We start from the raw sequence: 15,729 nt of genomic DNA on the forward strand, positions 1-15,729 counted from the left end.
GCGTGGTGATATCCACGACTTCTACACCCCTGATGGAGCAGCTGCACTTACTCCTAAGATGCATGACTTCACCAAGGGTAAACTTGTTCTTAACATTGCAGAAACACCTTACAAATGTCCTGTTGCTCCGCTTGAATTCCTTTACATGGCAGACGACTTCTTCAAGAAGCGCGGCGTTCGTGACAACATTGAAATCGAACTCGTTACTCCGCTTACCGGTGCTTTCACCAAGTCCGTAGCGAACAGAATCCTCGGTGGTCTCTGTAAAGAAAAAGGTATTAACATCGTACCTAACTTTGTTCTTGATAGCGTTGACACCAAGAACAAAGCACTTGTTGACGTAATGGGTGAAGAGATCAACTACGACTTGCTCGTATCTATCCCACCAAACTTCGGCCAGCAGGTTCTTGAAGATTCCGGTATCGGTGACGCAATGTGCTTCGTACCAACAGATAACCACACTCTCAAAGCTGAAGAGCACGAGAACATGTACGTTATCGGTGACGCAACCAACGTTCCAACTTCTAAAGCTGGTTCCGTTGCTCACTTTGAGTGCGACATCATCTGTGAGAACCTTTTTGCTGAAATCAACGGTAACGCACCGCACCACAAATTTGATGGTCACTCTAACTGCTTTATCGTAACCAGCCTTGAAAAAGCTTCTCTCATTGACTTTAACTACGAAACTGAGCCGCTTCCAGGTAAGTTCCCACTTCCAGGTGTAGGTCCGTTCGATCTTCTCGGCGATACTCGTATGAACTACTACGGCAAGCAGATGTTCCGCTGGGTTTACTACAACCTCATGCTGAAAGGTCACGAGCTTCCGTTTGAGCCAAACATGTACATGGCTGGCAAAATCGACGTTCGTAAAAACAAATAGCGGAGCCTACTATGACCAACGAAGAACTCATCTTGGCTCGCCTTGAGGCCATGGAAGAAAAAATCAGCATGATGCACAGTCGCGCTGAGACCATGGCTGAACTGGGAGCAACAGTAACCCCGATTATGCGGGACACTCTTCATAACGTGATGCTGGGAGAGCTAGATTCCCTCCAGCACCGCTGTGAACTTGATGACCTCTCTGCCCTGCTGAAACGTTTTGTTATGAGCGTTCGCAACATTACATGGGCACTTGAGCGTCTTGATGACCTCGTAGACATCTGGGCTCTTACTGAGCCAATGATTAAGCCTACTTTCCTCGCTGCCATCGGCAAGTTCCAGGAACTTGATGAAAAAGGTGTATTCAAATCTATGAATGCTCTTGCAGAATCAATGGGCAAAATCACCGAACAGTACTCACCGGAAGAAATCGGCCGTATGGGCGATGGTCTGGTAGTACTTGCCGGACTCCTTGAAAAAATGGGCGACGCAGATCTCGAAAATGCTCAGCCTGTCAGCCCGCTTGGTATGGTTGGAAAACTCCACTCCAAAGAATCCAAGCAGGCACTCGGTCTTGTTATGGAACTCGTTGCTGCTCTTGGCAAAGAAAAAGCATAATAAGCTGCTACAATATCGAATTAGAAAGCCCTCTGCGCAAACAGAGGGCTTTTTTTATTATCCGCGTCCTTCCCCTCAATATAGCGTTTTTCAAATTCCTACACTTTTAGTAGGAAAAAGGTTGAATCAAATTTTTCTATGCTGTAACGTTGGTTCCATAGAATGAGTTTTTAGAATTCACTTCTTGAATCCTGACAGGCGATGTGTGTGCGCCATCAGTGAATTCCTACTAGTTTCGAACATTTTTTTGTTCGCTGCGCGTGTCGATATTTTTTTGCGTTTATATCATACTTGTGGAGTATGATTTAGTGTATAATCAGATAGTGCAATGGTGATGGCTACTTCCCCATTGCACACGTTCATCTTTCAGATTGCCCAATCTGTCTATGAGCACGCTCAAACAGGAGGTAAGGGAAATGGTACAACCGAAAACTGCTAACTGTCCTAAAGATTGGAATGACCTTTGGGAACCACAGAACAAAGAACGTTGGATTAAAAAAGCTGCCGAACGTATGAACAATACAGAACGTGCAAGTGAAGAGATTGCTGCTAATAAACCAATGGATTGGGATATGTGGCAGCCTTGCAAAAAAAGGTAATAATTTTCTAAGATCCTTCTGAGACAGGTCAGGAGGATCTTACATATTCTCTCCCAGCCCTCCCCCCCCTCATTGCCCTTTCAAAGGCACGGTCTGCATACTTTTCTTGACCATCCTCGCATGTTATGTCATAGCACACATCCGCTTTGCGAATGCGGTGAATTGATCCGGAATTATACATCCAATCCGGAAACAAACTCTTTTCTATCAACAGCAACAGCTGACCGGTAAAGATTACACTGCTTTTTTTCGCTATTGCTGGATTTATTATTCATTTTCGTTGATACTAACGCTGTTTTGCAGGCGACAATGTTACCGCCTTTTTAACTTGCTGAGAGATAGTTTATGAAAACAGCCGATCTTATCAAAAAAATTGAAGAAACAGCCATTCTTTGTGGGGCAGCCACTTGGGATAACTGTGGTATTCAGGTTCCTAGCCCGAAAAACGATGTTCAAAAAGTCGCTCTGGCACTTGATCCAACTCAAGAAACCATAAAGCAGGCAATTGCACATGGTGCCGACTTTGTACTTACGCACCACCCTCTGGTTATGAAGCCTCGATACATGAATAAACTGGATGCACATTTTTCTATTGTATCAGCGCTTATTAAATATGACATGTGCTTATACAGTGCACATACATCGCTTGATGCAAATCCTGAGGGTCCTGCCGGATGGCTGGCACGAACGCTCGAGTTACAGAACTGCAAACTGCTTGGATCCTCATGCACTTTTGAGCCTGAAGCAGTAGCTTTTTCAACAAAGCACAATATTGCAGAAAAAATTACAGCGTGGGAAAAACACCCGCATATTCACAGTGTTCGTTCTGTTGAACAATTAATCAACGTAACATATAATAAAGAACACCGTGCAGCAGTGTTAGCCCTGCTTGCGGCAGACCTTGATGAGCTGCCTATTTTTATACCATCCTCACCTGATGCAGACTCAAAGAGCCTTGGCTTCGGCACTATAGGCACTTTGCCAAAACCTGTATCTTTTGGCATATTCGCTGAGCAGCTTGCCTCAGTGGTAAATCGTGATTATTGGGTAAAAAGCGGACCTGTGCCGGAAACAGTAAAGACTGTTGCATATTGTACTGGCTCCGGTAGCGATTTTGCCCCGAAAGCGTTTGCTATGGGTGCGGATGTATTTATTACAGGCGATGTCAAATATCACGCGGCACTGGACACAACCGGATGCATACTTGATGTTGGACACTTCAGCCTTGAAGAAGAAATGATGCGTCAGTTTGCGTTGCAACTTGCAAGCGAACTGAAAGATCTCGAAATATTTTTCCTGCCTGCGCAGGATCCTATGCGTTTGATTGGCCCATTCGCAGAGTAGCAAATTTCACAGTTTCGGTGAGTCCGAATTTTTATGGTTTTCAGGAGGAAAAAACCTTGAGCCTGTATTTAAAGCAAATCGAGCAGCTTGTTGCATTGCAGCTTGTTGATGATGAAATCCTTGGTATCACCAGCGAACTTGATGAAGCTCCAAAAGAAGTTGAAGCTCTTCAAGAACGCTTTGATGCGCTTGAAAACCAGCGCAACCGCTTCCTTGAGAAAATTGACCACCTCAAGGCACAGGAGAAACGCATCAACACTGAAATCGAAAGCGATGCTCTTAAAGTTAAGAAAAGCAAGTCCAAGCTCATGCTTGTTGGTAACACTAAAGAATACCATGCAATGATGCGCGAAATGGACAACCTTGAAAAGCTTAACCGCCTTCGTGAAGAAGAAAAGCTTGCTCTTGGTGAAGAACTTGATCGCCAGCAGATGGCTGTTTCTGACATGGATGAGCGCTACAGCATCATCAAAGAAGACTTGGAAGAAAAGAAAACCAGTCTTAAAGAACGTGTTGAAGAAGCAAACAAAGTTCTCGAGAAGTTAGATAAAAAACGCAACGTTGCAGGTAAAGAAGTTCCTACTCCTATCCTCAACCGTTACGAATTTATCCGCTCCCGCTTGGACAACCCTGTTATTGTTTCTGTTAAAGAGCAGATCTGCAACGGTTGTCACATTGCGATTCCACCTCAGAGCTACATTGAGCTTCAGAAAGGTCATCAGATCCTCAGCTGTCCAAACTGCCAGCGCCTGATCTACTGGTCTGAGCACTTTGAAAGCGAAGCAGACAAAGCTGCAGCTGAAGAAGCATAAAACATATTTTGGAGTTGGACAGGTTATCGTCGCGCACAATTGTGCGGGGAGGAAAGTCCGGGCTCTAAAGGGCAGAGCGCTGGGTAACGCCCAGGGGGAGTGATCCTCGGAGAGTGCCACAGAAAGCAAACCGCCTGCAGTTTACTGCCGGTAAGGGTGAAACGGTGAGGTAAGAGCTCACCAGGTACCATGGTGACATGGTAGGCTAGGTAAACCCCGTTCAGAGCAAGACCAAATAGGAAAACAGTTACGACCGGCCCGGTCGTTGTTTTCGGGTAGGTTGCTTGAGGTTATGAGTAATCATAATCCTAGACGAATGATAACCGCCCTCTTCGGAGGGAGACAAAACCCGGCTTATCGTCCTGACTCCATATTTTAAAAAAAGGGTGCATCGCACCCTTTTTTTATATGCTATACTTTTTCATCACTACCATTCAGAACATGTAAGGAATTTCCAATGCATTGTTGGTCCATCATTCTTGCCGCCGGCTCAGGCACCCGACTCTCATCAGCCACTAACGGCGTAAAAAAACAATTTCTTGAATGGAAAGGTGCTCCGCTTTTTTGGCACTCCGCAATCACATTCTCTCATACAACACGAATGCGCGGCCTCATCTTCGTTTTTCCTGAAGAAGATATAGAAGAGGCGACAACCACGCTGAAAAACCTTGATTTCGGCCGACGCCTTGGCTTGCCATGGAAAGTTGTTTCAGGTGGTTCCCGCCGCCAGGATTCGGTTTATAATGGTCTTCAGGCACTTCCTTCCCAATGTACACATGTTTTTGTGCACGACTCTGCACGTCCTTTCTTCTCTGCAAAACTTGCAAACACACTTTTGGACTCTCTGGAAAACGAGAACCAAGCCGTCATTCCTGCCATTCCAGTTACTGACACCATAAAAGTTGCAGAAGCAAACAGCATCAGCCACACCCTTGACCGCTCTACACTCAGAGCATGTCAGACTCCGCAAGGTTTTGAGAAAAAACTTCTCGTGGAAGTTCATGAAAGATGTCGTGAAGAAGGATGGGAAGTTACTGATGACGCTTCCATCGTAGAACAAGCTGGTCAACCAGTTGTTTTTGTTGATGGCGAAGTAACAAACAGTAAAATCACAACTCCGGAAGATTTAACGATGATTGAATCAAAACAGATTTCTATACCCGTGCCTGTTACCGGATGGGGATACGATGTGCACAGCTATGGTGAAGGACGACCAATGAAACTCGGAGGTATTCCGATTCAAGGTGCTCCGGAAGTTGTTGCACATTCTGACGGCGATGTGTTGCTCCACGCTCTTTGTGACGCCCTTCTCGGCTGTATGGGCGAAGGGGATATTGGAGAACACTTCCCAGATTCTTCCGAAGAATTTGATAATATTTCTAGTGGCGTTTTGTTGAACGAAGTCTATGACAAGTTTCTCAAACGCGGCTACCGGTTAACTAATGTTGATTTAACCATTATTGCTCAAGTTCCCCGACTTGTTCCTTGGAAACCGCAAATCAAAAAAAATATCTGCCGAATGCTTAAACTCAATACTGATCAAGTAAATGTAAAAGCTACGACAGAAGAAAAACTTGGTTTTACTGGTGAGAAAAAAGGAATCAAGGCTGTAGCTGCTGTTATGGCGCTTCGAAGTTAACCGACGAATAAGATACCATTAGAAACAACTTTATCATTTCATAAAACAGAATTCATAGAAAGATTCTTCTAATAAACGCATTGTCTTTCTATTGTGCGATGAAGTTTTTTCTTTCGACACCGGAAATATAAAACGCCTGAGGTCTGCACCGCTCTCACAAGTGCAACCATCAGGCGTTTCTTTTTGTATTGACGGCTAAGGCCTCAACTTATCTATGCTAAAATTTTACCCTGTTCTCAACAAAGACTAAACATCAAATGAGAAAACAAACTCACTGATGATTACCAATCACGCGAGAGGTCAGCGCACATAACACAACATTATGAGGTCAGCTCAGAAAGTAACGTCTTCATCCGGTGATCATACGTATGTTTTGCCAACACCAACTTCTGTGCATTTCGAGCGTATTCCAAACGAGAGTTTCGATCATCTACAAACTCTGTTAATTGCTCGGACAGCTCCTCTGCTGACTCAAATATGACAAGCTCTTCATAAGAAAACATTCCTTCCATGAGCATCCGCTTATCCACGAGTTGAAAACCACCACAGGCTGCAATGGCAAATGTTTCCAAATTAACCGCATCACCGGAGCCTATATCTGGTGAATGCAAGTTTACAATCACAGCCGCATCTCTATACAATGCTTTACGCTCAGATCTGGTGAGTCTTCCCAAGCTTCCCTGATAATAGGGGACAAACTGCTCGTATGCATCCCAACCATCTCCCCAGAGAACCATCCCTCTATCAATATGCTTCGTTAAAACATTGGCAAGTTCATCACTGGCATCGCCAAGTACAACGATCAGATCCTCAGCAGCTGTATGCGTACTCACAGGCGTACAGCACACTCCATTTGCAGCAAACGGCAAATACACAGGAGTGTGACCAAGAACTGAAAGCTCACTAATAAATGGTTCATGCTGAATAGTGGCAACAACATCGTATCCCTCAACAAGCTTACGCCAAAAAGGAAACGTTCCATACTCTTCAGTCATCCAGAGAACAGTTGTGATGTCCTGTTTCTGCATTTCTTTTCGAATAGAGGAATTAAGGGGCGATTGAGGAAACGCAAGCACGTACTCAATATCTTGGCATTCAACTACTGCCAAAATGGATTGCGCTATTAAATCTATTGCCCGACCTGAAAATACATCTTGCTGTTGCACGCCAATAGGTAACCGCTGCAGCGCAGAACACATGGAAAACCATGCCGAGGAATCGAATAAAACAACCGTGTGCCCTAAACGCTTCAAGGCTTCTTCACACCCGGTAACAACACATGCTGAGGAGCCATCCAACGGAGGTACAATAAGAAATTTTTTCATTGAACTAAACATCTTCTTCCTCCTCTGCCACTAAGCAATTCGGCATCAACCAGTCCTGTTCTGCATAAAAATTCTCACGCCCAGCTAGTACTGTTTTGCTTATTTTTGTAATACCAAGGAATTCCGATGCAATCCCACGAAATGCCAACCGTTCCTCGGCATGTTTTTCTGTACCAAAAACTGGCATGTAGGTAACGCCGACTTCATCCAGCATTGAGACGTACCCTGTAACAAACTCAGGATACTCACTATCGATCTTACCAGCCAAAAATCGCTGCAATTTTTCCTCACCAAAAACATGCATACAAACAAAATTTTCAGCACAATCCTTTACGGGTACGCACGGGGCACAAGCGACATCTGACTGCCAGACTTTATGTCCCAGCCCGTAGGGGCCATTTTCCATACACCATGCTGAAGAATGAAAGAATGCATTAACGGGAGTACCCAAGTGAGCAGCTAAATGCATCAAAGGTGATTCAGGTGTCACCAACATGTCTAGACTGGCTATTAATTCTGCATCTTCTTCAAATGTTGATTCAAAACAACGAATAACTGTTTTTGCGGCAACAGAGCTCTTTAAGAAGGGTAACAACTCAGTTACAAGAGGCTCGTCAGCACTTTCTCCGAATAAAACAACATCTGTTTCACGACTCGCCGTACAGACGGCATTAATACAGCCAGCCAGCACAGCAATGGGTAAAACACGGCCAAACTCATCACGTAACACAATCCCAATCCCTCCGCCCTTACGCATAGCAATCGGATTAACTGTATGTGATGGAACAGGGAGTGAAACAAGGTGCGCCCATACATCCATTGTATTCAAAAAACGCTTACGTCCTTGTACACGAGAGTTACAGGTTAACCACTGGCTTCGAAAACTACGCCCTTGCTTCTCCCAATGACCATATGTTCTGTCCACTGACATCATGGAGGCAAGCACTAAACTCTTTTTTGAATCATGCAGGTTGTATACGGCAGCAAAGTGATTTTCTGAAAAGAAAACACGAAGAGAGTCTTCGACAAATTCGGTCGAAGTATCAATCAAATGCAGCGTAACATCTGGATAAAGATAGCTGGCCGCTGAAGCAAAAGGAGCAGGGACACATAGATGGACATCTGCCTGCCCGCGGCACAACGAAAGGATAAGACGTTTTGTCTGAAGTAAGTCTGACAACGTACCTAGTTGGATCACACAAAATTTTTTCATAGTACTACTGGAACTGTTTTTCATAACGTGACCATTCTGTATTCATGCAACGAACAAGGGGCTTTTAAAAAAAAGCCAAAGTGACACTTTCTTATTGCAAGGGATTAGACTTGTTTTTTCATGAATGACTTACCAAAAGCAGCATTTTACAAGATGAAGCACACACTATATAAGACAGGTATGCGCTATTATCCTCTTCTATTAGACCTTCATGGTAAGCACTGCCTTATCGTAGGGCTCGGCAAAGTCGGCCAGCGAAAGCTTGCCACACTTCTTAAAGCAAATCCTGAACAAATTACGGTTCTGGACACCTTTGCTTTTAATGAAGTGACGGACAAGGACTTACGTACACTTCTTGATAGTCCACTTGTTTCCTACGCCCAGCGGAGTTTTGAAGCAAGCGATGTTACAGGTAAAATGCTTGTTTTTGCATCAACCGGAAGCCGTGCGGTTAATAACGCAATTGCCAAAGCATGTGCAGAACAGAATATTCTTTGCAATGTGATAGATGATCCTTCAGCAGGGTCTTTCACTGTTCCTGCGCATATTGAAAAAGGCGATCTATTGATCACCCTTTCCACAGGAGGAGCAAGTCCGGCTCTTTCCCGTAAGATAAAAAGGGAGCTTGAAAAACAAGTCGGCGACAAATACGCCCCTGTAGTCAAGCTCTTGGGACGGATTCGTCCATTGATACTTGAACTGGCAAATGATACTGCACAGAACACAGCCGTGTTCCGCAGCGTAGTTTCATCTGACATTGCAGAAGCAATTCAGAATAAAGATCGAACCGCGGCTGAATCTATTTTACGGTCTACCCTTCCGGTGACACTGCATTCTAACATAGGAGCGTTACTCCATGAGCTCATTTGAGCTATTCTCTATTGTCGTCGTTACGTTGTATTGTCTGGGTGCCTTAACCGTTTTTACCGGCTCTATTGTAAAAAGCCCCAAGCTGAAGCAGCTGTCAAATGCCCTGACCATTATCGGCTTCGGATTACACACAATTCTGCTCGGGTATGCCATGGCACTTAACGGATGGGCACTGCCTTCCGGTTACTATATCTCCATGCTCTCATGGAGCCTGTTGCTTATTTACTTTTTTATGTGGTGGCGATTCAAACTTTCTTTTTTATCGCTTACCGCTTCCCCATTAGCATTAGTGCTTTTTATTGGTTCATTTCATGCTAAGGGTGCCTCACAATTGCCAAAAGCCTGGTCTGGTGCTTTCTTTGGATTGCACATCGGAACTCTATTTTTAAGTTTCGGCTTGCTTGCCATGGCATTTGGGGCTGGAATTTTGTTCACACGGCTTGAAAAGAAAATCAAATCAAAAGAGCCTCTTAGTGAATTTGAAAAAGAACTGCCTGCACTCACCACTTTTGACAAAGTTAACCAACTTGCTGTAGTTGCCGGTTTTCCTTTGTACACAGTTGGTCTAGTTACCGGATTCATCTGGGCACGAATTGAATGGGGCAGAATACTTAGCGGTGACCCGAAGGAAATTGTTTCCCTCGGCGTCTGGTTTGTCTACGCCTGGCTGTTCCATCAAAGACTCGTTATGGGATGGCGCGGTCGCAAGGCAGCGCGTGCAGCTATTTGGATATTTAGTATCTGCATGTTCTCGTTAATTGGCATTAATATCTTTACACCAACACACCATAGCTTTCTTCAGTAATCAATATGGATCGCGATATTTATCTCATTGGTCTTAACCATAAGACCGCCGGTGTTGAAGTCCGCGAAAAATTCGCTCTTACAGACTGTAAACATCTTGAAGAAGGCGTTGTGCCTGTTGAAGGATGTATCAAAGAAGCACTTACGCTTTCTACCTGTAACAGAGTAGAATTACTCGTTGTTGCGGAAGGCGAAAATGCCATTGACCACGTACTTGAATGCTGGGCAAAAGCTCGCAACCTTCCGGTTGAAGAGCTGGCTCCGTACGTCTACAAACATAAAGGGTTGGATGCTGTCACTCATCTGTTCACAGTTGCAGCAAGCCTCGACTCTTTGGTCATCGGCGAGCCACAAATTCTTGGACAGCTTAAAGATGCCTACCATGACTCTGTTGATAAAAACACAACAGGAGTTGTGCTTAACAGACTACTTCATAAAGCATTTTCTGTTGCAAAACGTGTCAGAACTGAAACCGGTGTCGCTTCAAGCGCAGTATCCATCTCCTATGCCGCTGTTGAATTAGCGAAACGCATTTTTGGCGACATGAGCGAACACAGTGCGATGCTAATCGGTGCCGGTGAAATGGCAGAACTTGCTGCAACACACTTGCTCAACAACGGCATCAGTAAAGTGTATGTTGCAAACCGTACATTCTCACGCGGTCAGGCTCTCGCAGAACAATTCAACGGGGAAGCAATACCTTTCGATCAACTGTTTGAGCAGCTTGAAAAAGTTGACATCATCATTTCCTCTACAGGTGCACACGAAGCCGTCATCCGTGCTAAGGATATTAAGCAGGTTCTGAAAAAACGTAAGAACCGTTCTATGTTCTTTATTGATATTGCAGTACCTCGCGATATTGACCCTGACGTTAACGGATTGGATAACGTTTACTTATACGACATTGATGACTTGAAAGAAGTTGTTGAAGAGAACCTTGCGCAGCGTCAGGAAGAAGCCAACAAGGCACGCAGGATTGTTGAATGTGAAACCGTCACTTTTAATAAGTGGCTTAAATCTCTCAATCTTCAGCCAACAATTGTTGACCTTATCGACAGAACTGATGCAATCATGGAAGAAGAGCTGGCTAAAACGCTGAAGCATATTCCAAACGCTACTCCAGAAATGGAAATGCACCTGCGCGAAATGATTAATTCCATTTCGAAAAAGGTAAACCATGAACCTATCAGCTTCCTGAAGCGACGCTACGAGGAAGAAGAAGCCGGAGAACGATATATTGATATCACCCGGCGCATGTTCAATCTGGATAGAGATAATGTGACCGAAAAAGCGCACCCTCATCGTAGACGCTAATTTGTTAAGGCAGCTCATTTCTAACGCTGAACTGAAAGGAACTACTCTCACATGCGACTTTACCTGCTCGAAGATTTTACCGGTGAACAAATTCAGGCGATTAAAAAACGGTTAAACGACATGGAACTTACTGGTGCTATGGAAGGCATCTACTGGCTCCCATGTCCGCACAACCTGCTCTCCGATGTTCAAAAAGAGCATGCTGCAGAATGCGGACCGCACTGTCTAGCCGTTGAGATTGAAGGCTCAACTCTTCGTCTTGAATTATTAGTTCGCGCACGTAATAAACTACGCTGTGAGTGTGTCTCTTATGCTTCAGAAGAGCTGCGTGCACACATGATCAAATACATTGATGACATGTTGTTAGACTTGGATATCTACGTATAGGTAACTCTGCTGCTAAACTAGCTATGAACAACCAAATTCCGTCGAAATTACAAGACCTCAATCCCAAGGCTGCTCATCTCTGTCTTGGGATTGAGAATTTTATCACAAGCAAGCTTTCTGTCTCTTTAAAAAAAAGGACCATTTTGCTTGCTCTTTCCGGCGGTGTAGATTCCACATCTTTACTTATCATCCTGTCATGTTTAGCTAAAAAAAATAATTTCTCTCTTCAGGCCGCACATTTCAATCATCAACTGCGCCCTGAGGCTCCTCTTGAAGAAATGCACGTCCGCAAGCTCTGCGAATATCTCAGCATCCCCCTGAGAACCTCTTCCCAAAATGTTGCACAATATGCTTCACAACATAAGCTAGGAATCGAAGAAGCAGCACGTCTACTCCGCTATTCCTTTCTAAAAACAGTGAAAAACGATATTGGCGCAGACTGGATAGTAACAGGACATCATGCAAATGACTTAGCAGAAGACATTGTCATGCGCCTGATACGCGGAACGGGGTGGCCAGCCCTAGGAGGAATGGAAGGAAAATGTAATAATCGCAGAATATTACGACCACTTCTTGCAACCTCTAAAGAGACACTCATACGCTTTGCACAGGGCTGCTCGCTTACATGGTGTGAAGATACTTCAAACAAAGACCAAAATTTCCTACGCAACCGCGTAAGATCACAAGTTATCCCATTGTTATGCAAAGAGAACCCTGCCTTTCTTGATGCAATTACATCTCTTTGGGAGCTTGCACAGATTGATACCGATCACTGGAAGGCTACAATTGAGCAACACCTTGAGAAGACTGACTTAGCGACACCGAAGCTGCTCAAAGAAGACCTTAAAACGATGTCAAAAGCCACAAGGCTGCGCGTATACAAAGCTATTCTCGACAGCATGGGCAACGGTCAGCCCCTTCAACACAACCTGCTTGCGCTGGATGCAGCGTGGCAAGCGAATGTTGGAGGTAAAACAGTGCAATTCCCCGGTAATAAAATTGCCACTATTCGAAAGGGTGCTATTTGTTTTAGCTACCGATGATTATTTATTTTATCTCTCTGCGATTGACAGACGTTACAGCCTGCTGTATTTCATTTGTGAAATAAATGACAAGGAGGAATGAGGTGAACATTCTCATTTTTGGACCAAACGGCAGTGGTAAAGGTACTCAGGGCGCACTCATTAAGAAAAAGTACGATGGCATGGCTCACATTGAGTCCGGTGCTATCTTCCGCGCACACATCGGCGGCGGAACTGAGCTTGGCAAAAAAGCTAAAGAATACATCGACCGCGGTGACCTCGTACCTGACGAAATCACCATTCCTATGGTTCTTGAAACTCTGAAAGTAGACGGTGCTAAGGGCTGGCTGCTTGACGGTTTCCCACGCAACATGGTTCAAGCTGAAAAACTGTATGAAGCTCTTAAAGCTGAAAACATTAAGCTTGACTACGTTGTAGAAATCCTTCTTCCTCGCGAAGTTGCTAAAAACCGCATCATGGGTCGTCGTCTTTGTGAAAACGACAACAACCACCCTAACAACATCTTCATTGAGCCTATTAAGCCAAACGGCGACGTATGTCGTGTCTGTGGCGGTGCTCTTTCTGCTCGTGCAGACGATCAGGACGAAGATGCAATCAACAAACGTCACGACATCTACTACAACACAAGTGACGGCACTCTTGCTGCAGCGTACTTCTACAAAGATCTCGCAGCAAAAGGCGAAACAACATACATTGAGCTTGATGGTGAAGGTTCTATTGAATCCATCAAAGACACCCTCATCTCCAAGCTTTCCTAGTATATCGTACTACTATGCGAAGCCCCCTTGTCTAACGGCAGGGGGTCTTTTTATTTGTACAGAACAATCAAAAAACAAATTCACCTTATACTGTGTCTTCTTCACACCCGTTCGGTAAAGTTAAGAGTGTTATCTTTTGACCATAGTTTCGGGAGCGAAAAATGACTCGTACAATCTATCAAATATTTCTATCAGCTACTCTTATCCTGCTGCTGGGTTTCCAGTCTACAGCGTATTCAAGCGACATGATGGATAACCCGCTTACTCCGCCAAACACCTTTACCCCGCAGGCGACACTTACAAGTTATCTTGATAACATTACAAAGGCATTTGCCATTCTCCAAGAAGCATTTGTTCTTGATATGAATTCCTCACGAATTTTTACTCATACACCTGAAGTTCTAAAACTACAGGAAGAGGCAAATTTGTATTTTCAAAAGGCAATTGACTGCCTTGATCTATCTAAAATCCCAGAAGTATACCGTGAAGAATATTCAAAAGAGGTTGTGATCCAACTTAAAGAAATATTGGATAGAATAAATCTGCCCGACCTCGGCATGGTGCCCGCCGGTAATAATCTTGGGCGAAAAGAAATACCTTTCTGGAGAATCCCCAAGACACCAATTGAAATGGTGTTAATCACGGAAGGGCTAAGAAATGGAGAATACCTATTCAGTGCTGAAACCGTAGGTAAGATTCCAGAGCTATACGAAATGGCGAAACGTCTTCCCTACAAAACCCATGATACGGAAGACTTTTTCCAGTTCTATATATCAACCCCGGGCAGCCTGCTTCCACCAAAGTGGTTTCACTTCATTCCTGCATGGATGTCTTCTGAAATCTATTATGGCGAAACCCCATTTCAATGGCTGATGCTCGCCCTTTCATTTATATTTCTCGTAACATTTGTAGGAACAACATATAGAGTTTGCAGCCATAGAATTGATCCGGATCGCCCTATTCTTTCAGATTTTTACAAACTCACTCTCCCCCTTCTTCTTACGGGACTTGCATATTTGCTGATGTACTTTCTTGAAAGTATCGTCAACCTTTCCGGTGCCACATTGTATTACACTACGGGCATACTGGATGTCATAAAATGGTTAAGTGCTGCTTGGGCGATTGTTGTCGGCGCAAGCCTCGCCGCAAACATTTTTATAGCAAGTCCAAACGTAAACCCCCAATCAATTGATGCAAGTCTTATTCGCACGGTTGCATACTTAAGCAGTATATTCATGGCAATTTGTGTGCTCTTTTATGGAGGATCAAACTTAGGACTTCCACTTATTCCAATTGTTACTGGCTTTGGTGTGATAGGCCTTGCAGTTTCTCTTGCTGCCAAACCGACAATTGAAAACATCATTGGTGGATTGACACTCTTTGCCGATCGTCCAGTGCGTATCGGTGAATATTGTGCCTTTGAAAATCAATGGGGAAAAGTTCTTCATATCGGTCTGCGCTCAACCCGAATCAGAGCCGGAGACAGAACTGTAATCTCTATTCCAAACGCAATCTTTTCCCAAATGCAGCTCGTCAATATATCACTCCGAGATTTATACCGCTTCAATGAGTACATCCATATTCGTCAAGAAACTTCAGGCACGCAACTTAGGTGGATTTTAGCAAAGATCCGCGAAATGTTGGTCGCACACCCAGAAGTACTTTCAAAGTATCTTTACAGAGTAAAATTTGACTCATACAGCGAGCATGCACAAACCGTACGAGTGTGCACCTTTATTAACGGTAATCTTGGATGGGAGGAGTACCTTGATGTACGCCAAGACCTTCTTTTCAGGATAGGTGAAATCATACGAGAGGCCGGCACTGATTTAGCATACCCGTCTCAAACGATTTACCTTGCCCGTGACAAAAAGAGTCTTGCTCCTACAGAAAGTGTGCTTAACGATATGAAACAAAACGATACAGAGTACCCTTATCCAAACACTTCAGAACAACGTTATGATGAACTGCTGGACAGATTAAAATACCCACCGACGTCAGAAGAAGATTTCGAAGGATTACCGCTCGAAGAAAAAAAAGAGGACTTACCTGAAACTTCAGAAGAAGATGAAGACGATAAAAAAGAAACAGTGAAGGTAATGAGTCGATAAAAAAAAGCCTGAT

General features: G+C 44.2%; 15 protein-coding genes and 1 other RNA gene. 14 read left to right on the forward strand and 2 right to left on the reverse strand.

The genetic code is table 11. The features are described from left to right. The 7 genes from QZY95_RS03350 to ispD all read left to right on the forward strand — a co-directional run. A partial coding sequence (locus QZY95_RS03350; protein WP_290919332.1) for an FAD/NAD(P)-binding oxidoreductase occupies positions 1 to 880 on the forward strand: 880 nt, incomplete at its 5' end. An 11-nt stretch (positions 881 to 891) separates the two neighbouring features. Further along, positions 892 to 1,497 (forward strand): DUF1641 domain-containing protein, encoded by a 606-nt coding sequence (locus tag QZY95_RS03355; RefSeq protein ID WP_290919334.1) that lies wholly within the window; start codon positions 892 to 894, stop codon positions 1,495 to 1,497. 416 nt (positions 1,498 to 1,913) lie between these two features. After that, entirely contained in the window at positions 1,914 to 2,096 is a 183-nt protein-coding gene (locus QZY95_RS03360; protein WP_290919336.1) for a hypothetical protein, read from the forward strand. Between the two features lie 345 nt (positions 2,097 to 2,441). Further along, a complete protein-coding gene (locus tag QZY95_RS03365) occupies positions 2,442 to 3,440 on the forward strand; it encodes a Nif3-like dinuclear metal center hexameric protein (protein WP_290919338.1) in 999 nt (332 codons plus the stop codon). Positions 3,441 to 3,496: 56 nt separating this feature from the next. After that, complete coding sequence (locus QZY95_RS03370; RefSeq protein WP_290919340.1) at positions 3,497 to 4,252, forward strand: C4-type zinc ribbon domain-containing protein; 756 nt, start codon at positions 3,497 to 3,499, stop codon at positions 4,250 to 4,252. 10 nt (positions 4,253 to 4,262) lie between these two features. Beyond that, an RNA gene (rnpB, locus tag QZY95_RS03375) (RNase P RNA component class A) lies at positions 4,263 to 4,626 on the forward strand. Positions 4,627 to 4,709: 83 nt separating this feature from the next. Further along, positions 4,710 to 5,891, forward strand: coding sequence for a 2-C-methyl-D-erythritol 4-phosphate cytidylyltransferase (gene ispD, locus QZY95_RS03380; RefSeq protein WP_290919342.1), 1,182 nt, complete (start codon positions 4,710 to 4,712; stop codon positions 5,889 to 5,891). Positions 5,892 to 6,211: 320 nt separating this feature from the next. Here the strand turns inward: ispD and QZY95_RS03385 are convergent, their stop codons facing one another. Next, on the reverse strand, positions 6,212 to 7,228 hold the full coding sequence (locus QZY95_RS03385) for a glycosyltransferase (RefSeq protein WP_290919344.1): 1,017 nt from the start codon (positions 7,226 to 7,228) through the stop codon (positions 6,212 to 6,214). Then, positions 7,221 to 8,429, reverse strand: coding sequence for a glycosyltransferase family 9 protein (locus tag QZY95_RS03390; protein WP_290919346.1), 1,209 nt, complete (start codon positions 8,427 to 8,429; stop codon positions 7,221 to 7,223). The genes QZY95_RS03385 and QZY95_RS03390 overlap by 8 nt, the downstream gene beginning before the upstream one ends. A gap of 120 nt (positions 8,430 to 8,549) precedes the next feature. Here QZY95_RS03390 and QZY95_RS03395 point away from each other — a divergent pair, with 120 nt between their 5' ends. The 7 genes from QZY95_RS03395 (at position 8,550) to QZY95_RS03425 (ending at position 15,716) form a co-directional block, all read left to right on the forward strand. After that, complete coding sequence (locus tag QZY95_RS03395; RefSeq protein ID WP_290919348.1) at positions 8,550 to 9,299, forward strand: bifunctional precorrin-2 dehydrogenase/sirohydrochlorin ferrochelatase; 750 nt, start codon at positions 8,550 to 8,552, stop codon at positions 9,297 to 9,299. Continuing rightward, the gene (ccsA, locus tag QZY95_RS03400; protein WP_290919350.1) at positions 9,286 to 10,104 is read left to right on the forward strand and encodes a cytochrome c biogenesis protein CcsA; all 819 of its coding nucleotides are present in this window, start codon (positions 9,286 to 9,288) and stop codon (positions 10,102 to 10,104) included. The genes QZY95_RS03395 and ccsA overlap by 14 nt, the downstream gene beginning before the upstream one ends. A 5-nt stretch (positions 10,105 to 10,109) precedes the next feature. Next, positions 10,110 to 11,417: a glutamyl-tRNA reductase gene (gene hemA, locus QZY95_RS03405; protein WP_290919353.1), complete on the forward strand. Its 1,308-nt coding sequence runs from the start codon at positions 10,110 to 10,112 to the stop codon at positions 11,415 to 11,417. Positions 11,418 to 11,468: 51 nt separating this feature from the next. Beyond that, on the forward strand, positions 11,469 to 11,804 hold the full coding sequence (locus QZY95_RS03410) for a hypothetical protein (RefSeq protein ID WP_290919355.1): 336 nt from the start codon (positions 11,469 to 11,471) through the stop codon (positions 11,802 to 11,804). A gap of 23 nt (positions 11,805 to 11,827) precedes the next feature. After that, positions 11,828 to 12,847, forward strand: coding sequence for a tRNA lysidine(34) synthetase TilS (gene tilS, locus QZY95_RS03415; RefSeq protein ID WP_290919357.1), 1,020 nt, complete (start codon positions 11,828 to 11,830; stop codon positions 12,845 to 12,847). 83 nt (positions 12,848 to 12,930) lie between these two features. Beyond that, on the forward strand, positions 12,931 to 13,605 hold the full coding sequence (locus QZY95_RS03420; protein WP_290919359.1) for an adenylate kinase: 675 nt from the start codon (positions 12,931 to 12,933) through the stop codon (positions 13,603 to 13,605). A gap of 161 nt (positions 13,606 to 13,766) precedes the next feature. Next, complete coding sequence (locus QZY95_RS03425; RefSeq protein ID WP_290919362.1) at positions 13,767 to 15,716, forward strand: mechanosensitive ion channel family protein; 1,950 nt, start codon at positions 13,767 to 13,769, stop codon at positions 15,714 to 15,716. The last annotated feature ends 13 nt before the right edge of the window (positions 15,717 to 15,729 follow it).

Origin of the sequence: Halodesulfovibrio sp. (assembly GCF_015482765.1) — a bacterium.
In the GTDB taxonomy this organism is placed as follows: domain Bacteria; phylum Desulfobacterota; class Desulfovibrionia; order Desulfovibrionales; family Desulfovibrionaceae; genus Halodesulfovibrio.